The sequence below is a fragment of the Pedobacter sp. Leaf132 genome, from assembly GCF_920984695.1.
Lineage (GTDB): Bacteria > Bacteroidota > Bacteroidia > Sphingobacteriales > Sphingobacteriaceae > Pedobacter.
Window position 1 is genome coordinate 18,659 of record NZ_CAKLBO010000011.1, and the last position, 25,652, is coordinate 44,310.

Annotated in this window: 19 protein-coding genes; 7 read left to right on the forward strand and 12 right to left on the reverse strand. The window is 35.7% G+C overall.

Going from position 1 to position 25,652, the window contains the following annotated elements; all coding sequences use genetic code 11:
• Positions 1–190 precede the first annotated feature (190 nt).
• Complete coding sequence (locus LUA86_RS16700) at positions 191–1,021, reverse strand: aminotransferase class IV (RefSeq protein WP_231464888.1); 831 nt, start codon at positions 1,019–1,021, stop codon at positions 191–193.
• A 126-nt stretch (positions 1,022–1,147) separates the two neighbouring features.
• Here LUA86_RS16700 and LUA86_RS16705 point away from each other — a divergent pair, with 126 nt between their 5' ends.
• Complete coding sequence (locus LUA86_RS16705) at positions 1,148–1,549, forward strand: thiol-disulfide oxidoreductase DCC family protein (protein WP_231464890.1); 402 nt, start codon at positions 1,148–1,150, stop codon at positions 1,547–1,549.
• Here LUA86_RS16705 and LUA86_RS16710 read toward each other — a convergent pair.
• From LUA86_RS16710 to LUA86_RS16760, 11 genes are all read right to left on the reverse strand, one after another.
• Positions 1,546–2,142 carry a hypothetical protein gene (locus LUA86_RS16710; protein WP_231464891.1) on the reverse strand — a complete coding sequence of 199 codons (597 nt, stop codon included), beginning with the start codon at positions 2,140–2,142 and terminating at the stop codon, positions 1,546–1,548. The two genes, LUA86_RS16705 and LUA86_RS16710, sit on opposite strands and share 4 nt — an antisense overlap.
• Before the next feature lies 1 nt (position 2,143).
• Positions 2,144–2,620 (reverse strand): RNA polymerase sigma factor, encoded by a 477-nt coding sequence (locus LUA86_RS16715; RefSeq protein WP_231464893.1) that lies wholly within the window; start codon positions 2,618–2,620, stop codon positions 2,144–2,146.
• Between the two features lie 8 nt (positions 2,621–2,628).
• The gene (locus LUA86_RS16720) at positions 2,629–2,802 is read right to left on the reverse strand and encodes a hypothetical protein (RefSeq protein WP_231464895.1); all 174 of its coding nucleotides are present in this window, start codon (positions 2,800–2,802) and stop codon (positions 2,629–2,631) included.
• A 64-nt stretch (positions 2,803–2,866) separates the two neighbouring features.
• Entirely contained in the window at positions 2,867–4,537 is a 1,671-nt protein-coding gene (locus tag LUA86_RS16725; protein ID WP_231464897.1) for a beta-N-acetylhexosaminidase, read from the reverse strand.
• Positions 4,538–5,519: 982 nt separating this feature from the next.
• Entirely contained in the window at positions 5,520–7,454 is a 1,935-nt protein-coding gene (gene rpsA, locus LUA86_RS16730; RefSeq protein ID WP_231464899.1) for a 30S ribosomal protein S1, read from the reverse strand.
• 436 nt (positions 7,455–7,890) lie between these two features.
• Positions 7,891–8,295 carry a hypothetical protein gene (locus LUA86_RS16735; protein ID WP_231464901.1) on the reverse strand — a complete coding sequence of 135 codons (405 nt, stop codon included), beginning with the start codon at positions 8,293–8,295 and terminating at the stop codon, positions 7,891–7,893.
• 2 nt (positions 8,296–8,297) lie between these two features.
• Positions 8,298–9,629: an L-lysine 6-transaminase gene (gene lat, locus LUA86_RS16740; protein ID WP_231464903.1), complete on the reverse strand. Its 1,332-nt coding sequence runs from the start codon at positions 9,627–9,629 to the stop codon at positions 8,298–8,300.
• 274 nt (positions 9,630–9,903) lie between these two features.
• Positions 9,904–10,839, reverse strand: coding sequence for a family 43 glycosylhydrolase (locus LUA86_RS16745; protein WP_231464905.1), 936 nt, complete (start codon positions 10,837–10,839; stop codon positions 9,904–9,906).
• Between the two features lie 11 nt (positions 10,840–10,850).
• Entirely contained in the window at positions 10,851–12,263 is a 1,413-nt protein-coding gene (locus LUA86_RS16750; protein ID WP_231464907.1) for a glycoside hydrolase family 28 protein, read from the reverse strand.
• Positions 12,264–12,302: 39 nt separating this feature from the next.
• On the reverse strand, positions 12,303–13,931 hold the full coding sequence (locus LUA86_RS16755; RefSeq protein WP_231464909.1) for a sodium/sugar symporter: 1,629 nt from the start codon (positions 13,929–13,931) through the stop codon (positions 12,303–12,305).
• Between the two features lie 102 nt (positions 13,932–14,033).
• Positions 14,034–15,041 (reverse strand): LacI family DNA-binding transcriptional regulator, encoded by a 1,008-nt coding sequence (locus LUA86_RS16760; RefSeq protein ID WP_231464911.1) that lies wholly within the window; start codon positions 15,039–15,041, stop codon positions 14,034–14,036.
• Between the two features lie 460 nt (positions 15,042–15,501).
• On the opposite strand from LUA86_RS16760, the gene LUA86_RS16765 reads away from it, so the two are divergent.
• The 6 genes from LUA86_RS16765 to LUA86_RS16790 all read left to right on the forward strand — a co-directional run bounded on the left by LUA86_RS16765 (position 15,502) and on the right by LUA86_RS16790 (position 25,639).
• Positions 15,502–16,389, forward strand: a complete 888-nt coding sequence (locus LUA86_RS16765) for an inositol oxygenase (RefSeq protein ID WP_231464913.1) — start codon at positions 15,502–15,504, stop codon at positions 16,387–16,389.
• Positions 16,390–16,450: 61 nt separating this feature from the next.
• Complete coding sequence (locus LUA86_RS16770; protein WP_231464915.1) at positions 16,451–19,492, forward strand: TonB-dependent receptor; 3,042 nt, start codon at positions 16,451–16,453, stop codon at positions 19,490–19,492.
• Between the two features lie 11 nt (positions 19,493–19,503).
• On the forward strand, positions 19,504–21,102 hold the full coding sequence (locus LUA86_RS16775; RefSeq protein WP_231464917.1) for a RagB/SusD family nutrient uptake outer membrane protein: 1,599 nt from the start codon (positions 19,504–19,506) through the stop codon (positions 21,100–21,102).
• A gap of 96 nt (positions 21,103–21,198) precedes the next feature.
• On the forward strand, positions 21,199–22,179 hold the full coding sequence (locus LUA86_RS16780) for a tartrate-resistant acid phosphatase type 5 family protein (RefSeq protein ID WP_231464919.1): 981 nt from the start codon (positions 21,199–21,201) through the stop codon (positions 22,177–22,179).
• A 35-nt stretch (positions 22,180–22,214) separates the two neighbouring features.
• On the forward strand, positions 22,215–23,432 hold the full coding sequence (locus LUA86_RS16785) for an acyltransferase family protein (protein WP_231464921.1): 1,218 nt from the start codon (positions 22,215–22,217) through the stop codon (positions 23,430–23,432).
• Complete coding sequence (locus LUA86_RS16790) at positions 23,429–25,639, forward strand: alpha-N-acetylglucosaminidase (protein WP_231464923.1); 2,211 nt, start codon at positions 23,429–23,431, stop codon at positions 25,637–25,639. Before LUA86_RS16785 ends, LUA86_RS16790 begins: the two co-directional genes overlap by 4 nt.
• Positions 25,640–25,652: the final 13 nt, after the last annotated feature.

Consider the following 25,652-nt stretch of genomic DNA (forward strand, 5'->3'; position numbering starts at 1 on the left):
ATTGTTGAATCGTTTGATAGCTAAATTGTTATATTTTCTTTCGAAAAGCGAGGTTTGTAGCCTCTGTTTATGTTTCTTCCGGCTGTACACTGTAGCCCTCGTTTCCCTTAGCTCAGGTCCGGTCACTCGGGGCTGCCGTTTCCATCCGGTTTAATTGGCAAAATCTGTAATATAATTAGCGAGTAAAAGCCTACGCAACCACTTCCGAATTTACATCGACATTAATTAGATTCAATAATTTATTGTTCAAGCTTTTTGCAATCTGATGGTTTCCATCTCCAATTTGCTTCCCATCAATAAAAGAAACCGGCCATACATTTTTGGTAGAGCTGGTTATAAAAACCTCTTTTGCAGCATACATCTCATCCAATGTAAAATCTTTTTCAATAACGGTAAAGGCTTCAATTCCCATCCTTAAAATTTTACTTCGGGTTATCCCACCCAAAATTTCTGTTTTTGCAGTAATAATTTCCGTATCGTTAACCATAAAAATATTTGCCCGCGGGCATTCTCTTACCAAGCCATTATTGTGGTATAATAAATCATCAGCATTATTTTCTTTTATAAAACCTTGCAACCTAATGGCTTGTAAATAATCAATAGTTTTAACTTGTGGTAATTGCCTTTGGTGATTATAGCTAACTAATTTTATTGGTTTGGTTGGGTTTTCAATAATGCTTAATGGCGTTTGAATAATAATTAAATTTGGTTTTGTCATCGTATAACCATCCTCAGCATATCCACCGGTTAATATTATTTTTATGCCCGAATTGGGGATGTTATTTTTATTTATTAAGGCAAAAACAGCTTCCCGGATTTGGTTCCTATCAAAATTAGGATACATATTCATTTCTTTAACCGAATTAAAAAAACGATTTAAGTAATCATTCAAAAAAACAGGGTGATTGTTTATCGTTTTCAAAAAATCGAAAATCCCAAAACCTCTTTGCACTGATAAATCTGACACAGAAATTTTTGCATCAGCCTCTGAAAACAATTCGTTATTTATAGAAATGTACATTTTTCAATCTTTTGTTTTAATTAAAATTAGTCCATTTATTGTTTAATGTAAAGCAATTCTTCTATTATTTTGTTAAGCTGAATGGTAACACCTCGGGCTATGCAATAATTGTTTAACTTTAAAATAATGGAAACGCAACCGGTAATCTTTTTCGATGGAATTTGTAGTTTATGTAATGCATCAGTTCAGTTTGTAATTGAACATGATAAAAAGAATTATTTTAAGTTTACGGCTTTGCAGGGGAATTACGCCAGGGCAGTTTTACCTAAATTTGCGGTGAATCCAGAAATTTTAAATTCTACATTATTACTTGAAAATGGTAAGCTTTACACTAAATCATCATCCGCTTTGCGGGTTGCAAAAAAACTAAACGGACTTTGGCCACTGCTTTATGGTTTTATCATTATCCCAAAATTTATACGCGATTGGTTTTACGATATTATTGCAAAAAACCGCTATAAGTGGTGGGGTAAGCAAGAAAGTTGCTGGGTGCCAACGCCAGAATTAAAAAGTAAATTTTACGATTAGGAAAGCTCTGCTATTTTGTTTTTAAGTTCATTTAGCGGCTTTTTGAAAATGCTATCATTCATTTTGCTGGCAATAAAAATAAATGGTATTCCAATTAAAGCCACTGCTAAAAATTGATACCAAATATTTGGTTGGCTAATTACTTGTTTAAAAGATTGGTGAACAAATAATTTATAAGCAAATAAACCTATAGGACCAGCAAGTGGTAAAAATATATAGCCAAAAACGGTTTCGCCTCTTAAAATTTCTTTTATTGTATTATAATTATTGATTAGAACATCTTTTGTGTTTGCATTATAATCAATTCCTGTTTTAATTTTACTAAACTTTATCATTCCAAAAGCCCTTGATATTTCATAAGTGAGGAATATAAAAATCAGCAGGAATTTTAAATCACCTTTTACGATGAATGCGAATACTAAAAGCGGAATATCAATTATTCGAATCCATCTCAGTTTCCATTTTAATTTAAATAATAAATCTTGCATCAGCGTGTGCGATTCTTTGTCGATAGTAAATTTAGTAATATCTATTTGCTCAGCTTTTGTATTTAGCTCGGCACTTAAGTTTTGCCATTCTTGGTCTAAATTCATTTTACTTTCCTGTTAAAAGTGAAGCCAATTGTTGTTTGATGCGATGAAGTTTAACATTTGTATTGTTGCGAGATAAGCCAATCATTTCGCTAATTTCGGTATTGTCAAAGCCATCTAAATGCAGCATAATTATGCTTCTATCAACATCTGTAAGTTTTCTGATGCAGCGATAAAGCCAATCTGCCCGCTCAGGTAATTCAGGAGATTCAAAACGATAATCATCTGGATTAATTGTAGTTATGTGGTTTTGTTTTTTCTTTTTACTTAAAAAGGAGAGGGAAACGTTTAAGCTAATTTTGTAAAGCCAGGTAGAAAATTTAGCATCTCCTTTAAACCGAGCATAAGCGCTCCAGCTTTGGAATATAATTTCCTGGTATAAATCTTTCCGATCTTCATCATCATCGGCGTATAGATTTATCATTTTGTAAATAATTCCTTTGTGTTCCTCTACCTTTTGCAGAAAAGAATTTTCAATCATCCTGTTGTTTATTTTTTAAAACGATTGGCTTTAAATTCTTTTTGGTAACGAATAATATCTCTAATTAAAAATATAGCAGCCATTGTTAAAAGAAAATACTTAACATAAAACTGTGTTGTTTGAAGACTGGCTACTATAATTAAAAAACCTGCTAAGCCAAATTTTGAATTCCTGCTATCCATAACATTTTAAATTTATTTGAGCAGTTAGTAGGGTGTTATTTCAAAAAATTACAAAATTTGAAAATTAATTTTCCAGATATCGTTTTGAGTATGTGATGTTCATTAAATCATATCGTTTAAATTGCGTTTTAAGCCTTTTTTGAAAATCGATATAGTTCCTTTTATCTTTTGGGCTCCATAAAATTTCGCTTAATGCATCTAATCGTGGGAAGAGCAAATATTGAACTTTGGAAGGAGTGGTGATGTATTCGCTCCATAAACAGCCTTGTCCGCCCCAAATATTTTTTCCTTGCTCTGGTGTTAATTCTTTTGGAATGGGCTCATAATTGTAAACATCAACCAATGGCGATACTTTGCTTGCAGTTAAACTATCTTCTTTAACAAATTGAGCATGGTTAAAATACATAATGTTTTCTGGTGTCATGATGGCTTTATGGTTTTGCTTTGCAGCTTCGATACCTCCCTTTTCGCCTTGCCAACTCATAACAACAGCATTTGGAGCTAAGCCGCCCTGTAAAATTTCATTCCAACCGATGATGGTTTTGCCTTTACTATTTACAAATTTTTCTATCCTTTGGATGAAATAGCTTTGTAGCTCACTTTCATTTTTAAGTCCGTTAGCCTTCATTATCTGCTGTGAAACGGTTGATTGTTTCCACCATATTTTTGAGGCTTCATCTCCACCAATGTGCAAGTATTGAGATGGAAATAAATCCATTACTTCTGAAAGTACATTTTCTAAGAATTTAAAGGTTGTATCAGATGCCTGCAATACGTTATTGTATTTATTCATCATACCCCAGGTTTCGGCTACCGCATATTTTTTGTTGGGTTCTGTTCCTAATTCGGGGTGAGCAGCGAGCAAAGCCATGCTATGTGCAGGCATTTCAATTTCCGGAATAATGGTAATGTAACGTTTGGCTGCATAATCGATAACATCTTTAATTTGCTCTTGGGTATAATAACCGCCATGTTTAATGCCGTCTGTTTTAATAATTGCATCTTTCGGCGTTATCTTAACTTCTGTCGGTAAAACCTGATATTTAATATTTGCGTTGCCTTTTCCAGGCCACAAGCCAATTATGCTGCCGTTTCGCCAGGCGCCAATTTCAGTAAGTTTCGGGTATTTTTTGATTTCGATTCTCCAGCCATGGTCATCAGTTAAATGCCAATGGAAATAATTCATTTTATGTAAAGCTAAATAATCGATGTATTGTTTAACAAAATCTACTTCAAAAAAATGGCGACTTACGTCGAGGTGCATTCCACGGTAATCGAAACGAGGGTAATCGATAATTGAAACTGCAGGAATTTGGAGTGAAGCCGATTTTGATGTTGGCAAAAGTTGAATTAGGGTTTGAATGCCTTGAAAAACAGCTGTATCTGATAATGAACTAATAGTTGTCGATTTGTCGCTAACGGTTAGATGATATTCATTTCGATTAGAAGTTTTTTCAGCAATTATTAAGTTTATCACATTGGTTCGATTTACATCTGGAATTGTAGTTGTTTTAAGTTGAAAATTATAGTTCTGATGAAGGTAATTTTGAAAAAATGCTATCGAAGAATTAGCTAAAGTATCATTTGTATAGATAACTGTTGCAGTATCTATTGTAAAAGGTAATTCTTTTGTTTTCACTTCAAGCTTAACTGGCTGTGGAATAATATTTACTTCCTGGGCAGAAATTTTTAGGCCAAATGTTACTACTAAAAGTAAGATTAAAAGATTTTTCATAATTAGTCGATTTCATTTCAAAAGTAGTAATAATAGGCGGATGATAGGAAATGGTTTGCTAGAACGAATTAATGATGTTACATAAACCCGATGGGAGGGAAATCCTTTTTGGTTAGGTGCTTCGACAAGCTCAGCATGACAGTTCGCCAAAAAGATTGAAAGGACAGCGGGGCAGGAGTGAACGATTATTGCTTGTTTTCGTTTTCAAAAACCTCACCCTATTAAAGTTAGGAGTAGAGCTCGGCAACTACTTTCCCTCTCCTTGAAGAGAGGGATTTGTTGGCTGTGAAAAGCAAAATGGGTTAAACCCACTTCACATTATTTCCCTCTCTTTAAGGAGAGGGATCTCTACAATAGCATAAATACTTCAAGCTTTCACAGGGTGAGGTATTTGCTTAAAAATCAATCGACTCTATAAAACCTCACCCTATTAGCGTTAGTAGTGAAACGCTGCAACTACTTTCCCTCTCTTTAAGGAGAGGGATTTTGTGGGCTGTGAAAAGCAAAATGCGCTAAACCCACTTCACATTATTTCCCTCTCTTTAAGGAGAGGGATAGCTACAAAAGCATATATACTTCTAACTTTCACAGGGTGAGGTATTTGCTTAAAAATCAATCGACTCTATAAAACCTCACCCTATTAAAGTTAGGAGTAGAGCTCGGTATGTACTTTCCCTCTACTTGAAGAGAGGGATTTGTGGGCAGTGAAAAGCAAAATGGGTTAAACCCACTTCACTTTATTTCCCTCTCTTCAAGGAGAGGGATGGCGATTAAAAAATATATACTGTTAACTTTCACAGGGTGAGGTAAAATGAGATTGCTTCCCCGAAGTGTCGGGGCAAGCTATTGGCTAAAAAGCCTCCTCGCAATGAAGACCTTGTGAAGTTCCCTGTATTCCGTGTATCCGTGGCAAAAAAAAAATAACACAAAAAAAATCCCGATAACTTTCGCTATCGGGATTTATGTATTCAGTTAAAAAGAACTAGCCTTTTTTAGCTTTGCTTTCTTCGCCTTCTAATTGCGATTTCAATTGTGCTAATACGTCTAAATCTCCTAATGTAGATTTCTCTACAGAATCTTTAACTTTCTTAACAGCAGTTACAGCAGCTTTTGCTTCTTTTTTCTTAGCATTTCTTTCTTCTGCTACAGCTTCAGCTTTAACTTCTTCCCAAATACGAGCGTGAGATACAACGATGCGTTTAGCTTCTTTGTTAAACTCGATGATTTTGAAGTCGTTAGTTTCTTCTGCTTTAACCGAAGTACCATCTTCTTTAACCATGTGTTTAGTTGGTACGAAACCTTCTACACCGTATGGTAAAGCAATAACAGCACCTTTATCAGTTACTTTAACAACTGTTCCTTGGTGTACTGAGTCTAAAGTAAAGATAGTTTCGAAAGTATCCCAAGGGTTTTCTTCTAATTGTTTGTGACCTAAGCTTAACTTACGGTTATCAACATCTAATTCTAAAACAACAACGTCTAATACATCACCAACTTTAGTGAATTCGTTAGGGTGGTTGATTTTTTTAGACCATGATAAGTCAGAAATGTGGATTAAACCATCAATTCCTTCTTCAATTTCAACGAAAACGCCGAAGTTAGTCATGTTTTTAACTGTTGCTTTGTGCTTGCTTCCAACTGGGAATTTAGCAGCAACTTCTTGCCATGGGTCGTTAGATAATTGTTTAATACCTAAGCTCATTTTGCGCTCGTCTCTATCTAAAGTTAAAACTTCAGCTTCGATTTCGTCACCAACTTTTAAGAATTCTTGTGGATTTCTTAAGTTTTGCGACCAGCTCATTTCAGAAACGTGGATTAAACCTTCAACACCCGGGATGATTTCTAAGAAAGCACCGTAATCTGCAACAGTTACGATTTTTCCTTTAACTTTTGAACCAACTTGAATGTCAGCGTTTAAGTTTTCCCAAGGGTGTGCAGTTAATTGTTTTAAGCCTAAAGCGATACGTTTTTTCTCATCATCGAAATCTAAAACAACAACGTTGATTTTTTCATCTAATGATAAAACTTCTTTCGGATGCTCTATGCGGCCCCAAGAAATATCAGTAATGTGAAGTAAACCATCAACACCACCTAAATCGATGAACACACCGAAATCTGTAATGTTTTTAACAGTACCTTCTAATACTTGTCCTTTTTCTAATTTAGAAACGATTTCAACTTTTTGTGATTCTAAATCGTCTTCAATTAACACTTTATGAGAAACAACTACGTTTTTAAACTCATGGTTAATTTTAACAACTTTAAATTCCATTGTTTTACCCACGTATACATCGTAATCGCGGATAGGTTTAATATCAATTTGAGAACCTGGTAAGAAAGCCTCAACACCCATGATATCAACAATTAAACCACCTTTAGTACGGCTCTTAACGAAACCGTTGATGATTCTATCATTTTCAAGAGCCTCGTTAATAGCTTCCCAAGATCTTTGAGTTTTAGCTCTTTTACGAGAAAGGATCAACTGACCGTTAGCATCTTCTGGTGCTTCAACGAAAACGTCAACTGAATCGCCGATTTTTAAATCTGGTGTATCACGGAATTCTGAAGTAGAAACTAAACCATCTGATTTAAAACCAACGTTTAATACTACATCTTTGTTGTTAATTGAAACAACAATACCGCTAATGATTTCACCTTTAGTGATTTGATTAAATGTTCCAGCATACATATCTTCAAACTTCTTACGGTCTGCATCATTGTAATTACCGAAAACTTTTTCATCTGCATCCCAATCAAAATCTTCTGTTGGTGTTGCTAATGATGATTTGATCGATTCGATCGAAACTGAATCAGCTTCTGATTCAATAGTTTCTTTTTCAGTCAGGCGTCCGCCTTCTCCCTGAAGCTCAGCTGTTTTAGCTGCTAATTCTTTTTCTGCTACTTGTTTTTTAGCCATTAATTAATTATCTCCTTTTTTCCCTATTTAGGGACTGCAAAGGTAAAACTTTTTTAATTAATAGAAAAGATTTTTTTAATAAATGTTGCTGATTTTTAGGTTATTATAAAATTAGTATTCAGTATTTAGTATTGGGTATTGAGATTGGCTGCTTAAAGGCGTAAAGATAAAGGCTAGAAGTAAACATTGTTTGCTTCGAATAAGTGATACGTAATTCCACTCTTTTAGAGGGGTGCCTTAAGGATGGAGCGTTTTTTAAATAATTATTATGCACAATAATTTGAAAATGAACGTTCAGTAGTTCTTAGCTTTCAGCGGTCCTGTTATTCGCTATAGCCCCGATAGAAAAAATCGGGGGCTGCCGCTACTACCAGGTTTATAAACAACGGCTTACAAGGCGTTCAGGCATGTAAAAAAAACTGAATTAAATTTCAGGCTACTTAAACGGGTACTTATTAAATACAGTTTGACTCATTGCGCTTTTCTCATATAAACCAATACAATAACTGTTATATGCTTTATCAAAATTTACATCACCCGGCTGCAATGCCGAAGGGATATTTCTGCCTTCCATAAAGAAATAAACTTTTGTGTTTCCGTATTTAGAGTGAGGCATGAAATTTCCATAATCTTCCATTTCTTTCCAAATAGAATCCTTTACGGTTACAACATAAATGCGTTGCACCGGACCTGTATTATTAGCATTCCTATATTTTACAATTTCTTTAAAACCAGCCTTCATATCGGCTATGCCAGGCTGGTTAAAAGTACCTTTAATCATAAAAGCAACCAATGCTAAAATGCCGATTGTTAAGATATAGGAGAAGATTTTTTTATTCATGCCTACAATAAAGGCAATATTTTTTCCATAACGGTCAATCCCTCGTCAATATGTTTTTGCTCTATGCAAAGCGCCGGGCGAAAGCGAATGGTTTTATCTCCGCAACCTAAAAACATCACATTTTGTTCAATTCCTTTGGCAATAAATGCATTACGCATATCTTTATTTGGGAAATCGAAAGAGCAAAGTAAACCCCTACCACGCACATTACTCATCTTATCAAATTTTTGGGCTAAACCTGCTAATTGGTTTTTTAAGGAATTACCTTGTTTGGTTGCATTTTCACAAAGTTTATCTTCCTCTACAATTTGTAATATCTGTGTTGAGCGAACCATATCAACTAAATTGCCACCCCAGGTAGAATTTATACGGCTAGGTACTTTAAATACATTATTTTGGATTTGATTTACTTTATCGCCAACCAAGATGCCGCAAACCTGCATTTTCTTTCCAAAAGCTACTATATCTGGTCTTGCAGCTTCACTATAATGTTGATGGCACCAAAACTTGCCAGTTAAACCCACACCGGTTTGTACTTCATCATAAATTAAAAAAGCATCATTTTCATCTGCGAGGGTTTTTAACTGAATTAAAAATTCTTCACGCAAATGGTTATCACCACCTTCACTTTGAATTGGTTCTATTATAATTGCACAAATATCATCCTTATTGTCGGCAAAAGCCTGCTTAATTTGCGCTATTGATGCTTCTTCGGTTTGTATGGCATGGTTTAAATTTTCGCCTTCCAAAGGGAATTTAACCTGAGGCGTGCTTACTCTTGGCCAATCAAACTTAGCAAACCACTTAGTTTTATCTGGTAAGGTATTGGTTAAGCTTAAGGTATAACCACTTCTACCATGAAAAGCCTTTTCAAAGTGCAAAACCTTAAACCCTTTTTCTTCAGTATAGCCTTTCTCAAAATTCTTTTGAACTTTCCAATCCATAGCAACTTTAATTGCATTTTCTACAGCTAGCGCACCACCTGCAATAAAAAAGGCATGTGGTAAATAATCAGGTATACCAACTTTTGAAAATGTATCTACAAACTGAGCGTATTGCTGGGTGTAAACATCGGAGTTTGAAGGATTAGCGATTGCAGCGTTTAACAAATTTTTCTTAAAGCTTTCATCATTAACCATTTTAGGATGGTTATATCCTAACGGAACGGATGCAAAACAAGTAAAAAAATCTAATAAGGTTCTGTTGTATTTCGAATCGTAAATATAAGCGCCATGGCTTTTTTCCATATCGTAAGTTAAATCGAAACCATCGGCTAAAATGTGCTTGCTTAATGTTTCATTTACTTGGTCGGCAGGTATTGTTAATTGATACATATATTTGGATTTGGTATATTCCAAATTTAGGTAAATGTGCCTAAAATCAAAATTTGGGCACTTTTTGTACTCTTTCTGTAAAAAATAGGTTTAAACTGTTTAAAGTATGATTATAGACAAATTTGGCATTTAGACTTCACAGTTGTGGAAAACTTTTTTAAGAAATTTGAGTCAAAAAATGATTTTTCCGACCAGATTATCAGAATTGATAAGCCATTTGTATTTAATATTAACCTACCTTCAACTAAATTTTTTAGCCTGAATTTTACAAAATTTATCTTGGAACAACTTTTTTAAAATTCCCTTCACTATCGTAAATCAAACTATCAATACACAATTCTCTTAACACATATTTTTCCTTTTGAGGAACAATGCGGTGATAAAGTATATAGTCTTGCTTGTTTATTGTAAACACAGTGTGATGTCCTGGTCCGATGGTTTTACTATTTGGTATTGTAGATAATATCGGACTGTTTTTACCCTTTACAAAAGGTCCGAAAGGACTTTTACCTATTGCATAACCAACACGATAAGTTTCGTCTATGGCCTTGCCTTCAGAAAACATAAGCATATACTGGTTGTTCCTTTTTATCATGTGTGGGCCTTCGAAATAACCAGGCGGCGTTACATCTTGCGGCACACCATCAAAACTGTGCATGTCTTTTTTTAGCTTCACCGCCATGCATTTTCCATTTATCCAATTAAAGCCCGAGCCCCAATATAAATAGGCTTGCCCGTTGTCATCCAGAAAACAATCGGCATCTATATTATGTACGTTCGGAAAATCTTTGGCAGATACTAATGGCTTATTGTTTGGAAGCATGTTTTTCCATGGCCCAAGAGGCGATTCGCTAATACCAGCCCAAACTTCGCTACCTACAGAAACATACATATAAAATTTATTGTCTCTCCCTTTTACTACAGAAGGCGCCCAAACCATCGAATTGTTTGAAGTTGGGCTTGTACACATTGCCTTTGTTGGCCAGTTTAGCTTATGTCTTTTGAAATTGATAAAATCTTTGGTTTCAAAAACAGCCAGTTCTTCACCTCCCCAAGGATCTATTGTAGCGTAAATAAAATATTTACCATTGCTTTTAACTACAGTTGGGTCGGCAAAATAGCCAGGTATTATTGGTTTTTTAAATTGCTGAGCATTTGTTGTTTGGCAGAAAAATATAAAAATTGCAATTGCTTTGTATAATTTGTTCATCTTGCTATCCCTTATTCACTCTTGCTTTCGGCAAAATTCACCATTCTTAATTTCGATACATTCTTTTTTTCTACCGCTTTACCAGCATAATCCGGTTTATTTTTCCCCCAGATAACCTCGCTATTTAGCAAGTTGATATTGCCTGTGTTTTCAAAATAAAATCCTGCAATCGGGCTTTTAACCAAACCTTCAACGTTACTTGGTCTGCGGTCGTATATACCACCCGGTAGAGTTGTGGTTTTATTCATTAATACGCTAACCTGATCAAAATTTATGTTCGATATCTTTTCTGGCGATGCTCCACTGATGTAAACACCACCTTCACCCGTACAACGAATATTGCTGAAGTAGATGTTTTTTACAGCCCCTACAAAGCCTTTAGTTTGGCCTTTTGGTAAACGCCAGCCCGCATCTTTATTGTTTGCCGTTGCACGCGGATAAGCTGTAATGTAGATTGGTTCAGATTTGCCCCACCACACATCAGAAAAAAGTTTTGCTTCGATAGTTAAGTTTGAGAAAATTACATCACTAACCGTTCCTTCGTCTCTATTTTGAATGCCTATACCGCGGTTGCTATTTCTGATATTGCAGTTGTTAATAAGCACGTTACTAATTCTATCCATATTTTCTGAGCCAATTTTGATGGCGCAAGAGCTGGAAGTCATGGTGCAATTGCTGATTACAATATTTTCGCAAGCGCCATATTCTTCAAACTCACGGCGATTTTTAAGGCAAATACAATCATCGCCAGATTCTATATAACAGTTTGTAATCCTTACATTTTTACTGTGATCGATGTCAATTCCATCGCTGTTTCTAATTTTAATGCTGTTTAAAAGTGTGATGTTTGAGATAGAAACATCATTACAACCTATTAAATGAACCGTCCAATATGCAGAGTTTTGAAAGGTTACGCCATCAATATTTAATTTATTGCAACCAATAAGCGTTAATAAATGTGGGCGGGGATCTACAATATTAAAAGGCTTTAAAACATAAGAATCTTCAAGTTCTGCTCCCATAAACGAGATGCCGTTTCCATCTATTACACCAGCACCGGTAATACTTACTTGTTCTAATTTTTCGCCACCAATCCAAATCGTACCTTCGCCTTTATTATCTCTGAAAGCACTTTTTGTGTATATGCGCTCATCAGGGCTAGCCAGTATTTTAGCACCGCCTTCAACACGCAACTCTACAAACGATTTTAAATCGAAAGGACCAGCTAAATAAGTATGCCCGGCGGGTACCAAAACCTGTCCGCCACCTGCAGCGTTACAAGCATTAATTGCTTTTTGGATTGCTGCTGCATCGTTTGTTTTTCCATCGCCTTTAGCTCCATAAGCGATAATATTATACTGCGCTTTAGAAACCAAGCTCATCGCAAAAATAAAGACAATTATAAGAACGGCTTTAAACTTCATTATATGTTATTAGTTATATGTTTGATAAAAAAATATTGCTTACCAAAATGCGATGTACAATGCTGATAGTATACCACAAATAATAACTGCAGATACAGCAAATGATGGTGTTACTTTAAACATGCTTTTATCGATTTCTAAACCTTGTTTATTGTTTTTACTTTCCGGATCGGATAGCGTAATGCAAACCATTAAAATTATTATGATTACAAATACCCACGACATCCGGTTTAGGAATGGGATAGGCTCAAACCATCCACTAGTTAGCGTAGGTAAAAATTTAAGTAAAATAGATAATGGTATGGTTAGTAATGCCGCTGAAAGCGCAGCTTTTGAAGTTGTTCTTTTCCAGAAAAAACCGAGTAAGAAAATTGCAAACACGCCGGGAGATATAAAACCTACATATTCTTGAATGAACTGATAAACCTGGTCGAAACTTCTCAATGCGGGTGCAACAATAATTGCAATAACAGATGCAATAACTACAGACCATCTGCCTACAGAAACCATTTTACGTTCAGAAGCATTGGTATTTATGTATTTTTTGTAGATATCGAGTGTGAAAATGGTTGCAATACTGTTTGATTTACCTGCCAAAGAAGCCACTATTGCTGCGGTTAGGGCAGCAAACGCCATCCCTTTGATACCTGTTGGAAGCAAATTCATTAATACCGGATAAGCATGATCGGGTTTAACAACTCCAGCGGCATCAAGCATTTCTGCCTGAAAATATCCGCGTTGGTAAAGTACAAAAGCAGCAATACCAGGTATAACTACCATTACCGGAATCAATAACTTCAAAAATGCGGCGAAAATTAATCCACTTCGTCCGGTTTTTAAATCGGCGCCCAAAGCACGTTGAACAATGTATTGATTACAGCCCCAATAATTTAAGTTATTAATCCAAAGTCCGCCAACCAATACAGCAATGCCCGGCAATTCGTTATAAAACTTATCACCTTTGTTAAATATCATGTGGAAATGGTCTGCGGCTTCGCTTTTAAGTAAAGGTAATGCGCCTAAAACTGTTGGTGCATCTAATTTTTCTGCAACGAGTTTTAACGCCATATAGCAAGTTATCAAACCGCCTATAACCAATACAACTACTTGAATTACATCAGTATAACCAATCACTTTCATGCCGCCGAGTGTAATTAATGCAGAAAATATTGCCAAAAATATAATGCAGGTGCTGAAAGGTATGCCCGTTATGGTTTCTATTGCAATTGCACCTAAGAAAAATATAGAGGTTAGGTTTACAAAAACATATACCAAAAGCCAAAAAACGGCCATTAAAGTGCTCACCGTATTATTATACCTTGCCGATAAGAATTGCGGCATTGTATAAATTTTATTCTTTAAATAAATCGGTAAGAAATATACAGCAACAATGATTAGTGTGGCTGCAGCCATCCATTCGTAACTGGCAATGGCTAAACCCATGGCAAAACCAGAACCCGACATGCCAATGAAATGTTCGGCTGATATGTTTGAAGCAATTATAGAAGCACCAATTGCCCACCATGTAAGTGAACCTTCTGCTAAAAAATAATCTTTCGTATCTGTTTGTTGCTTCTTTTTACTACGGTAAACCCAATAGCCGTAGGTAGAAACAATTATAAAGTAAATGAAGAATACAGCACAATCAAGCCCTGATAGATGATTCATAAAAAGAAAATATATTTGGTTTTTTTTAAAAGTCTGAAAAAAACTTAAAGTTAAGTGGTTTGTAAGCCTATTTAATTACTTAAACGTTTTCGGGTTTTTGCGTTATAATCCTGTTGAATCGCGTATAATTAAAGTTGAAGACAGCACTATATTTTGGTCGTCACCAATGCCTTTTTTATTTAAAATTTTGAATAAACATTTGGCGGCTTCGTTTCCAATTTCGAATGCAGGTTGGCTAATGGTAGTGAGTGAAGGATTTAACAATTTCGCTGAATTGAGATTTGAGAAGCTTAAGATTTTAATATCACCTGGAATATTTAATTTAAGCTCGCGGCAGGCAGAATAGGCAGGTATAATAAATTCTTCGATGGAAGAAAATAGGGCATCTGGTTTATTTTTTTTAAAAAGCTGTTTAATGTTTTCGATATTGTCTTCCTCCTTTTCGGTATACGTTATTACACAATCTTCAGAAAACGATAAAGAGTTTGCTTTAAGGCAATCCTGATAACCGGTAAACCGGGCAATCCCGGCAGGAAGTTTTTCTAAACCGTATAAATATGCAATTTTGGTACAGCCTTTATCAATAAGATGTTGAGTGGCATTGAATGATATCTGGTAATCGTCTGTTGTAATTTTATAAGCATCAATGGTTTCATAAACCCTATCAAAAAACACCAAGGGCACTTTTTTTATTAAATCGCTATAAAATTCTTTGTTGTATTTATTGCTCGATACCGATGTTAAAATGCCATCAACTCTACCATTTAATAAACTATTGGTGAAAGACATTTCCATCTCGGCATCTTCATGCGTTTGATAAATTAAAACATGGTAGCCATAATTTCTTGCAATTTCTTCGATGCCTTTTATGGCAAGCGAAAAAAAGTTGTTGGCAATATTTGGGATGATTACCGCTATAGTTTTGGTTTTGTTGCTTCTTAGGTTGCTTGCAGCAGGGTTAGGTGTGTAGTTAAGTTCCTTAGCTAAAGACCAAACTCTGTTTTTTGTCTTCTGGCTTATCTCATAACTATCATTTAATGCCTTTGAAACTGTTGCAATAGAAATGTTCAACTCCTGCGCAAGCCTTTTGATATTTACCTCTCCCGACATTTTAGTAATTCTGTTTTGTTGTTTTTTACCAATATCAAACTAAGCAATTTGATACCCGATAGCGTTGGATGATAATTATACGAATAAAATACAATTCGCGATTTAATTCTGGCTTCTAGCTAAATTAAAGCATTTGCGTTATTAAATAATAACTTATCAGCTTTGCGTAAACTGGCTTAATATATCCTACCTCACGAAAGTAAAAAATATTCGTAATAATAACATGTATTTACACCAGGCATAAATTTTCACCTCTAAGCAGTCTGTTTCGAAGGTCAATTGCAGCTTTTCAAAAATATAACTTATTTATCTGTTTATCAACGCTTTAATTAATAACATTTAAAATTTACTTAATCGTTTACGTAAATATAGTTGGCGAAAAATAAAAGTTTAAGATTTCAAAAACACAACTTTAAATCATAAAACCAAAGAAATTTTTAACCAAATCATTTCTAGCCTTATGAGAAACGAAAATTTAATTTCGAAGGATGATCAAAATCCTTTGAAAAATTTAGATCAATGGGAGGAGGATATTCTAATCCGTTATCCAGACCCGGCAAGCATTAATGTAGATAAAAAGGAAGAACAATTTAGAAACTACGAAGAAACCGAAAAAGACGGTGTAAAGGAGTTTTACAGATTAAACCACACTTATCAAACTTATGATTTTGTACAGCAAAAGAAAGCTCAATATTTAAAGTTTGATAAAGAGGAAATGCCGATATGGAGTGCATTTGATTTCTTAAATAAACTGGTTGATGATTCTGACCCGGATACAGATTTGGATCAAATGCAACATCTATTGCAAACATCTGAAGCAATAAGAAATGATGGCCACCCGGATTGGATGGTTTTAGTTGGACTTATACATGATATGGGTAAAGTGCTTTGCTTGTACGGAGAACCTCAATGGGCTGTTGTTGGCGATACATTTCCGGTGGGTTGCGCTTATTCGGATAAAATTGTTTACTCAGAGTTTTTTGTGAATAATCCCGATTATAACAATCCTTTGTATAACACAAAATTAGGTGTTTATACAGAAAATTGTGGTTTGGATAATGTACACATGTCGTGGGGGCACGATGAATACGTTTACCACATGATGAAACCATATATTCCTGAATCTGGATTATACATGTTACGCTACCACTCTTTTTACGCACAACACAGAGAAAATGCATACAATCATTTAATGAGCGAAAAGGATCACGAATTATTTAAATGGGTGAGATTATTCAATCCTTATGATTTGTATTCAAAAAATCCTAATCAAAAAAGCTGGGAAGAATTAAAACCTTACTATCAGGATTTAGTTGCCAAATATCTTCCGGTAAATATCAAGTTCTAATTATAAAAATCTTAAATAACCAAATTTAACTAACAATTTATGAACCCAAATCTACAAAATCATGAGATTTAGAATTACAGGCTTAAAGTACAGTTGCATTCTTTTGCTGCTCATGCTTGTTGCACAATCGTTCAACAATGCCTACGCTCAAACCGAGCGAAAAATTACCGGAACTTTATCTGATAATGCGAAACAACCTGTTACAGGTGCATCAATTGTGGTAAAGGGAACCAACAAAGCAACCTCAACTGGTGCTGATGGTTCATTTACAATTACTGCCAAAACCGGCGATAAAATCCTCTTTAGTTTTATGGGTTACGAAACTAAAGAAGTTACAGTTACCAATGCTTCAACTTACCAGGTAACCCTTGTAGATGCGACCGCATCATTAAACGATGTTGTTGTTGTAGGATATGGTAAAAGTTCGAGAAAAGCTTTAACCAGTTCTATTTCTACCGTTAAAGGCGACGATTTAAACAGAGGTGCCATTAGCGATGTTGGGCAGATGTTGCAAGGTAAAGTACCGGGTTTAAACATCACACGGAGTGGAGACCCGAACAGAAATGCAGCAATTATTTTGCGTGGTGCTTCTACTTTAAGAGAAGGTGCTCAATCTCCGTTATTTGTTATTGATGGTGTTGTTGGTGCAGATATTTCCATCTTGGCGCCTGATGATATTGCATCTATTGATGTATTAAAAGATGCTGCTGCTGCTGCAATTTATGGTAACAGAGCGGCTAACGGTGTAATTATGGTGACTACTAAAAGAGGGGTGGCCGGTCAAACTCAAATTGCATACAATGGATATTTTGGTGTAGAAAATGTTTCTAACCGATATGAAATGATGGATGCCAACCAACTAAAAGCATTCCTTGCTAAAAACAATTATGCACTAACGCCTGCAAATGATAAAGGTGCAAATACCAACTGGCAGGATGAGGTACAGCGTAGTAATGCTTTATCTCAGAATCATAATATTTCGCTAAGCGGAGGTTCAGAAAAAACAACTTATAATGCAAGTTTAAACTATTTTAAACAAGAGGGTGTTATCAAATCGAGCGATTTAAATAGATTTATCGGTCGTATTGGTATTGAGCAAAAAGCACTAAACGATAAATTAAAGATTGGTTTAAACATCAGCAATTCGGTAACTAATGCAAATTTAGTTCCTTACCGTAACACGGTATTGGCGCAGATGCTTACATATTTACCTACATCACCAGTAAAAAATCCAGACGGAACTTATTTTGACAACTTAATTCAGAGTAGTTACTACAATCCGGTTTCGATGATTGATAATGGTAAAGAGAATCTAAAAAACAAAAATATTTTAGGGAATTTAACAGTAAACTTAAAATTACCGTGGGGTTTCTCTTACGATGTTTCGGCTTCATATCAGAATAGCCAAAACGTTTACGGTGCATTTTACAACAGTGTTTATACCTCAAGATATAACAATGTTAGGAATACGCCAGACCCACCGGCAAATCCTGGTTTTGTAACGTTAACCGGTAAAGATGGTTTGGCAATTAGAAATGCTTATCAAAACACAAATAAAATTATCGAAACCTATTTAACCTGGAATAAGAAATTTGGCGACCATGATATTAATGCTGTGGTTGGTTATTCTTACCAACAATCATTAAACAATGATGGTTTCCAAACCAGTTCAACCAACTTTCCAATTAATCAGGTAGGTTATAACAATTTAGGTTTAGGAAATCCTTATGCAGTAACTGATTTTAGAGTTGATTATAACCCGGGCACTACTTTTCAGGAAATTTTAATGATTTCTGACTTTGCAAGGGTAAATTATAATTATAAAAACAAATATTTGCTACAAGGTTCGATTAGAAGAGATGGTTCTAACGTGTTCGGTAGCAACGAAAAATGGGGAATTTTCCCATCTGTTGGTGCAGCCTGGAATATTGACCAGGAAGGCTTCTTTAAAAACGTTGGGCTAATTAAAACTTTAAAATTAAGAGCTAGTTATGGTATCGCAGGTAACTCTTTAGGATTTGCTCCACTTACAACTAAGCTTATTTATGGTAATGTTGGGCAGTTTTATTATAATGGTTCGCCAAGAGAAGGTGCTTACGGTGCTATCCAAAATGAAAACCCGGATTTGAAATGGGAAAAAACAGCTACAACGAACATCGGTTTAGATTTCGGTATATTAAATGGCCGTTTATCTGGTTCAGTTGATTTGTATGATAAGAAAACAACTGATTTAATTTTATCATTTGGTGTTGATAACAACTTATATCCAGCAGGTTCTTACACTGCAAACGTTGGAAGCCTTAGCAATAAGGGTATAGAATTTGTGTTAAACGGAACGCCGGTACTTACAGATAATTTTAGCTGGACAACAGGATTTAACTTGGCGCATAACAAAAACAAGGTTATTTCTCTATCGGACGATCCGAGATTTAATATTGAAGATAGATTAAGTGTTTCTCCAGATGGTGCCGGACAAAGTGGTGCTACTTTACAAATTCTTAGTCCCGGAAAAGCGATTGGAACATTCTATACTTTCAAATATGCCGGCAAAAATGCAAATGGTGTTTCACAATATTATGATGCAGCAGGTAATTTAACAACAACTCCAGTTAATAAAACAGATTATTATGTGCTGGGAGATGCGCAGCCAAAAGTATTATTAGGTTGGTCAAACAATATACGCTACAAAAATTTCGATTTAAGTGTGTTTATGAGAGCTACGTTAGGTTTAAAAATTATGAACGTAACCCGTGCAGATTTGTTCCGCCCGAGTACAGCACAATTTACTAATATCCCGGTTGAGGTAGAAAATGAATCGACAGCCGATTTTAATGCCCCAAAATACTCTAGCAGATTTTTAGAAAACGGCAGCTATTTACGTTTAGACAACGCAACACTAGGTTATACTTTCAAAAGAGGATTAATTCCAGGTGTGAATTCTATCCGTTTATATACAACTGCTAATAACTTATTTGTTATAACAGGATATAAAGGTATCGATCCGGAGATTAACCAAGGTGGTACTGCTCCTGGTGTAGATACCAATAACTTCTATCCTAAAACCAGAACATTTTTATTTGGTTTAAACTTGTCATTTAATTAAACAATAAGAAGATGAAAAATCTTATCAAATACATCGCAGGAACAGCTTTATCGCTAGGCGTACTAACTTCCTGCCATAAATTGGATTTGAAAGTGGAGACACAACTTACTCCAGAAACATTTCCACAAACCGAACAGCATTATATTCAATTAACTGGACAGGTTTACACTCAACTACGTCAAAACTGGAGTACGGACTATTTCTTCATGCAGTCTTTAAGTACTGATGAAGCTATTATGCCGGCTCGTGGAGGTAACTGGTACGATGGTGGTGTTTTTGAAAACCATCATAAACATACATGGACTAAAGATAACGGACACGTTGGTAGTGGTTGGGGCTGGCTATCGGGAACGATAAGTAAAGCAAATCAAAGTTTATTTTTACTTAAAGATGCTGCTGAATCGCCTGCCAAAACATCTGCGATAGCAGAATTAAGAGCAACAAGAGCTTTAGCTTTCTTTATGATGATGGATTTATGGGGAAATATACCAGTGGTGACCACTTTTGGAGAAACAACCCCACCAGAAACTAAAACCAGAGCTCAAGTATTCAGTTTTATTGAGACTGAACTTAAAGAGGTGCTACCAAATTTAAGCAGTGCAACTGGTGCTGCAACTTATGGTCGGCCAAACAAATACACGGCTTATGCTATTTTAGCAAAAATGTATATAAATGCTGAAGTATATATTGGAACACCAAAGTATAACGAAGCGGTAGCTGCATGTGATGCTATTATTACTGCATCCGGTAATCCTTACGGTTTAGAAAGCGATTACAGAAAAATGTTTTTCATCGATAATGGACCTCAAATTAAAGAATTCATTTTTGCTATTCCTTTCGATCCGGGTTTTAGCAGTGGTAATATGATTTATTCGCGTTACTCGCTACCTCGTTCTTTACAACAAAAATTTAGCTTAAAGTTTACACCTAGTGCACCAATGAGCACTTTGCCAGAATACTACGCTAATTTTAATGATGCGAATGACAAAAGAAATGCTCAATGGATTAAAGGATTGCAGACTTTTTACGATGGCAGACCAGTAACTGTAGCAACAACAAAAAAAGGTTATGATCAGTTTTATACCGGAGCAGATGGTTCTGCTGCACTTACTTACCAGGTTGATATTACGCCAGCAGTTACACTTAGAGATGCAGCGAGACCATTTGATGCTGGAAATGATGAAATTGCGTGGAACATGGGATACAGAAACAATAAATTCTATTGTGACAGTACTTCATCCAGCAGAAATCAAAACAATGATGTACCTGTATTCAGATATTCAGATATTTTGTTAATGAAAGCTGAATCGATTCTTCGCGGAGCTACGCCTACTCAAGGTCAAACTGCATTATCATTAGTCAATCAATTAAGAGCGGTTCGTACCACTTCGCCAGCCTGGACATCAGTTACGCTGGAAGATTTGTACAAAGAGCGTTGCAGAGAAATGGCTTGGGAATGCTGGCACCGTAATGATATGATTCGTTTTGGTAAATATGAAGGTACATGGGGTTTCAAAACCGATGCACAGACCTACCACCGTTTAATGCCTATACCTGCTTCGGCACTAATTTTAAATCCGAAACTAAAACAGAATCCTGGATATAATTAATCCTTTTTTCTTAAAAGTTATTTCTCCGATTCTTATTGGGGAAATAACTTTTTTTATGATTTTTATATTTTATAAATCACATCCCAAACTAAACCTATGATTAAACCACTACTTGTATTATCCTTCTCGCTAATGTGTGTTTTTGCAAATGCACAGGTTTTATTAAAATCTGCACCAGCAAATTCAGCCTATCCTAAAATTATTGCTAAAGAACCAGCAGCACTTAATTTTATTGCCATGGGCGATTGGGGACGTAATGGCGCCGACCATCAGAAACAAGTAGCCAAACAAATGGGCATAACCGCTACAGATGTTAAGGCCCAATTCATTATTTCTACTGGCGATAATTTTTACCCTAGTGGAGTGATTAGTGCCCAAGATCCGCTTTTTAGAACATCTTTTGAAGATATTTACACAGATTTCTCTCTTCAATGGGATTGGTACGTGGTTTTAGGAAATCACGATTATAAATCAAATCCCGATGCACAGGTAGAATATTCAAAAATTAGTCGTAGATGGAAAATGCCGGCTCGCTATTACGCAAAGAAATTCCCGATAAACGGTGATGTAAATAATCAGGTTCTGATTGCCTTTATCGATACAAATCCATTAATAAAGGAATTTTACAACAACGCAGAATATGGCCCGAATGTTAAAGGACAAGATACTACTGCACAAAAGAAATGGTTGGCCAAAACACTAAGCGAAGCTGATCCATCCATAAAATGGAAAATTGTGGTTGGTCATCATCCAATATATACAGGCGGCAGCCGAACCGAAGGTTACGATACAAAAGCCGTTCGTTCATCATTAGAATCTACATTAAAAAAATATGATGTTGATGTTTATTTAACCGGGCATGAGCATAGTTTGCAACACATTAAGCCTGCCGGGAAAACTCACCATTTTATATCGGGTGCAGCTTCAGAAAAAACAGCTGTAAAACTAATTCCTTATGCCGAAATGGTCGCCTCTGAATATGGATTTTTCTTATTTAGCGTAACCAACAATCAAATTAAAGTGCAAACCATTAATGATGAAGGCGAAGTAATTTATAATACTACAATTACTAAATAATCTTTAACGGCAGCTTGCTGCGTTAAAACCATAAAATGAATTCAGAACAAACAGCTAAAACAGAATCAGGTGCTAAGCCAAAAAGATTAATTTCTTTAGATGCTTTAAGGGGCTTTGATATGTTTTGGATTGTAAATGGCGAAGGCATTTTTCATGGCATTGCAGATGCCATTATGAAAAAAAACGGACTGGTTCGTAATGCAACTGATTGGACTATTGGCACCAATAATTCGCTATCTTTTTTCGAAAAGTTTTTTATAGGTGTAAGCAATCAATTGCACCATTCTGTTTGGAATGGATTTACTTTTTATGATTTGATTTTCCCGCTTTTTATCTTCATATCCGGAGTTTCAATGCCTTTTTCTTATCATAAATATCTTCAAAATCCGCAAGAACAGAATTCTAAAAAAATATATTACGCCTTAATAAAGCGAACCTTAATCCTTATCACACTTGGTGTAATTATAAACGGCTTATTTAAATTTAACGGATATGAAAACACCCGTTTTGCAAGTGTATTAGGGCGAATTGGGCTTTCTACATTTTTTGCTGCGCTAATTTATTTAAACAGCTCGCTAAAAAAGCAAATTTACTGGTTCATTGGTATTTTGTTAGGGTATTACCTGCTAATGATCTTTGTACCTGTGCCCGGTTTTGGAAGCGGGGTTTTAACACCCGAAGGCAACCTCGCAGCTTATGTTGATAGATTATTTCTGCCGGGCAAGCTGCACAGGGTTTTTTATGATCCGGAAGGGTTGCTTAGTACAATACCCGCCATTTGTTCTGCAATGATGGGCGTTTTTGCAGGTACATTTTTAAAGGCTGATTTGCCAAAAGTAAATCCTACAAAAAAAACAATGTTTATGGCACTTGCCGGAATTTTATGTATTATTTTAGGTTTAGTTTGGAGCTTAGTTTTTCCAATTAATAAAACCATGTGGACAAGTTCTTTCGTGCTCTATGCTGGGGGTTTTAGCATCTTAATTTTTGCACTATTTTATTACACCATCGATGTAAAATCTATTTATAAATGGAGCCTGCCTTTTGTTTGGATTGGTACAAATTCTATATTAATTTATGTTTGCGCTCATGGTCTCTTCAATTTCGAATCTAGTTCTGGTTTCGTGTTTGGTGGCCTTATTAATTTTTTAGCTGATGATTATCACCAAGCTGCGTTATGGTTCGGCGTTTTCATTATTCAAATTTGCTTATTAAAATTTTTGTACGATAAAAAGTGGTTTTTAAAAATATGAAATACAGAATATTATTATCCGTTTCTCTGCTCACCTTCATTTCTTGTAAAACATGGTCGCAGGATTTTTTAACCGCTTCTAATCAGCTTATTGAGCGTGTTTTGCCAAAACACCATCAATATTTTACTACACAAAGCATAGCTTCAGAAAATGGTAAAGACGTTTTCGAAATCGAAAGCAAACAAAATAAAATTGTTTTAAGGGGGAGTAGTGGAGTAGCCATTGCATCTGCATTTTATCATTATTTAACAGAATATGCGCATTGCCAAATTACATGGAATGGCACTAATTTAAAATTGCCCGCTAAGCTACCTTTGCTTGGTAAAAAAGTTAGGAAACTAACGCCTTATGAGTACCGCTATTACCTAAATTATTGCACATTTAATTACAGCATGAGCTGGTGGGACTGGGAAAGATGGGAAAAGGAAATAGACTGGATGGCCCTACATGGTATTAACATGCCTTTAGCCATTACCGGCGAAGAATATACCTGGTATTTATTGTACAAAGAAATGGGTTTTTCTGACGATGAACTGAAGGGATTTTTTACAGGCCCTGCTTATTTTTCGTGGTTTTGGATGGGCAATATTGATGGTTGGGGTGGTCCGCTTCCTGTAAGCTGGATGAAAAGCCATTTCGAATTACAAAAGAAAATACTAAACCGCCAACGGGCTTTAGGTATGAAACCTGTATTGCCTGCATTTACGGGTCACGTTCCGGCTGCATTTAAAAATAAATTTCCGAATGCGAAATTGAAAGCCACAAACTGGACTAACGGTTTTGCAGATACCTATATTTTGGATGCCGAAGACCCGATGTTTGCTGAAATTGGTAAGAAATTTTTGTTGAAACAAACGGAAATGTTAGGAACAGATCATTTGTACTCTGCAGATACTTTTAATGAAAATGAACCACCATCTTCTGAGCCAGAATATTTGAGCAAACTTACTGCAAAAGTTTATGCGGGCATGTCTGCCGCAGATCCTAAAGCCGTTTGGGTGATGCAAGGCTGGCTTTTTTACAGCGATAGAAAATTCTGGAAAGACCCTCAAACGGAAGCCCTTTTAAAAGCTGTGCCAGATGATAAAATGATTCTTTTAGATTTAGCCACAGAAATAGAACCCGTTTGGAAACGTACAAACGGATTTTATGGTAAACCCTGGATTTGGAATATGCTGCACAATTTTGGCGGCAATACAAATCTTTTTGGTCGCATGGATGTGGTTGCTACCGAGCCTGCCGATGCACTTAACAATCCGCAAAGCGGAAAAATGAGTGGTATTGGTTTAAGTATGGAAGGGATTGAGCAAAACCCGGTACTTTATGAATTAATGATGGCCAATACCTGGCAATCTACCCCGATTAATGTTAACACCTGGTTGCCAAAATTTGTTAGAAACAGGTACGGCACTGAAAACGCTAATGCAGTTAAAGCATGGGATATTTTAAGAAAAACCGTTTATACAGTGCCAAAAGATAAATACATTAGAGATGGTGCTGAATCTATAATACAAGCCCGCCCGACACTGGATTCGCTAACCAGATGGGCAAAAACTACTTTAAATTATAATGAAAAAGATTTATTACCAGCCTGGGATGAGTTTGTAAAAGCTTCATCAGCTTGTAAAACGAGTGATGGTTTTCAATATGATATTGTTGATGTAACCAGACAAGTGCTTGCAAATTACGCTTTACCCGTTCATAGGAAATTTGTAGAGGCTTATAAAAAAGGCGATTTAAAAACTTATCAAATAGAAAAAGCCAAATTTTTAGATTTGATAAGTGATATGGATAAGCTTTTAGCCACACGTAAAGATTTTATGCTTGGTCCGTGGGTAAACCAGGCAAGAGCCTGGGGCAATAACGCTGAAGAAAAGGCTTTATATGAAATGAATGCTAAAGATTTAATTACACTTTGGGGCGATGCAAAAAGTCCGTTAAATGAATACGCATGCAGGCAATGGAGTGGCTTATTAAACGATTTCTATAAACCGCGTTGGGAACTATTTTTCGGCAAAATGGAACATTCTATACAACAGAAAAAGCCAATTAATATAGCGCAATTTAACGATGAGGTAAGTAAATGGGAATGGAAGTGGGTTAACATGCGAAAAGATTATCCACTAAATACGGTTGGTAATCCCGTACAAACTGCAATCGCTTTACATACAAAATATCGCAAAATTATTGCTGCGGCGCATCAATAAATCAATAAAATTT

What these genes read in the sequence shown, in the direction of transcription:
- LUA86_RS16790 (WP_231464923.1), top strand. Translation starts at nt 23,429, where the DNA reads ATGAAATACAGAATATTATTATCCGTTTCTCTGCTCACCTTCATTTCT.
- lat (WP_231464903.1), bottom strand. Translation starts at nt 9,629, where the DNA reads ATGTATCAATTAACAATACCTGCCGACCAAGTAAATGAAACATTAAGC.
- LUA86_RS16765 (WP_231464913.1), top strand. Translation starts at nt 15,502, where the DNA reads ATGAGAAACGAAAATTTAATTTCGAAGGATGATCAAAATCCTTTGAAA.
- LUA86_RS16720 (WP_231464895.1), bottom strand. Translation starts at nt 2,802, where the DNA reads ATGGATAGCAGGAATTCAAAATTTGGCTTAGCAGGTTTTTTAATTATA.
- LUA86_RS16780 (WP_231464919.1), top strand. Translation starts at nt 21,199, where the DNA reads ATGATTAAACCACTACTTGTATTATCCTTCTCGCTAATGTGTGTTTTT.
- LUA86_RS16750 (WP_231464907.1), bottom strand. Translation starts at nt 12,263, where the DNA reads ATGAAGTTTAAAGCCGTTCTTATAATTGTCTTTATTTTTGCGATGAGC.
- LUA86_RS16775 (WP_231464917.1), top strand. Translation starts at nt 19,504, where the DNA reads ATGAAAAATCTTATCAAATACATCGCAGGAACAGCTTTATCGCTAGGC.
- LUA86_RS16725 (WP_231464897.1), bottom strand. Translation starts at nt 4,537, where the DNA reads ATGAAAAATCTTTTAATCTTACTTTTAGTAGTAACATTTGGCCTAAAA.
- LUA86_RS16785 (WP_231464921.1), top strand. Translation starts at nt 22,215, where the DNA reads ATGAATTCAGAACAAACAGCTAAAACAGAATCAGGTGCTAAGCCAAAA.
- LUA86_RS16770 (WP_231464915.1), top strand. Translation starts at nt 16,451, where the DNA reads ATGAGATTTAGAATTACAGGCTTAAAGTACAGTTGCATTCTTTTGCTG.
- LUA86_RS16755 (WP_231464909.1), bottom strand. Translation starts at nt 13,931, where the DNA reads ATGAATCATCTATCAGGGCTTGATTGTGCTGTATTCTTCATTTACTTT.
- LUA86_RS16710 (WP_231464891.1), bottom strand. Translation starts at nt 2,142, where the DNA reads ATGAATTTAGACCAAGAATGGCAAAACTTAAGTGCCGAGCTAAATACA.
- LUA86_RS16760 (WP_231464911.1), bottom strand. Translation starts at nt 15,041, where the DNA reads ATGTCGGGAGAGGTAAATATCAAAAGGCTTGCGCAGGAGTTGAACATT.
- LUA86_RS16745 (WP_231464905.1), bottom strand. Translation starts at nt 10,839, where the DNA reads ATGAACAAATTATACAAAGCAATTGCAATTTTTATATTTTTCTGCCAA.
- rpsA (WP_231464899.1), bottom strand. Translation starts at nt 7,454, where the DNA reads ATGGCTAAAAAACAAGTAGCAGAAAAAGAATTAGCAGCTAAAACAGCT.
- LUA86_RS16700 (WP_231464888.1), bottom strand. Translation starts at nt 1,021, where the DNA reads ATGTACATTTCTATAAATAACGAATTGTTTTCAGAGGCTGATGCAAAA.
- LUA86_RS16735 (WP_231464901.1), bottom strand. Translation starts at nt 8,295, where the DNA reads ATGAATAAAAAAATCTTCTCCTATATCTTAACAATCGGCATTTTAGCA.
- LUA86_RS16705 (WP_231464890.1), top strand. Translation starts at nt 1,148, where the DNA reads ATGGAAACGCAACCGGTAATCTTTTTCGATGGAATTTGTAGTTTATGT.
- LUA86_RS16715 (WP_231464893.1), bottom strand. Translation starts at nt 2,620, where the DNA reads ATGATTGAAAATTCTTTTCTGCAAAAGGTAGAGGAACACAAAGGAATT.